This window comes from Rhizobium sp. SVR5-9E, from assembly GCF_056755095.1.
Genome location: NZ_JBNDHS010000569.1, coordinates 1 through 251 on the forward strand (window position 1 = coordinate 1; position 251 = coordinate 251).

1 protein-coding gene is annotated in these 251 nt (G+C 57.4%); it reads right to left on the bottom strand.

Annotated features, from left to right (window positions below):
* Positions 1-251: hypothetical protein (locus tag ACPYOJ_RS36105; protein ID WP_481420495.1), on the bottom strand; the 251-nt coding region annotated here is incomplete at both ends.

Here is a 251-nt window from a genome sequence, read left to right on the forward strand (position 1 = left end):
CTTCGAGGGCTGCGGAGCGTCCATTGTTCAGGTCCTGCTCGAATCCGGGATGGATCAAAACCGCGACGGTTGCTTGATCCGTGTCGATATCATGGGTGATCCTGCGTTCATCGTCCGTGCGGTCGACGATGTCAAAACGCCCCGCAGCCGCGAAATGGGAGATGAGATTGCGGCTCGCCTGGCTTCGATCCAGATCGAGTACGGCGGTCGCCACATGATTGACGGTAAACGTTGCGGCATATCCATAGATG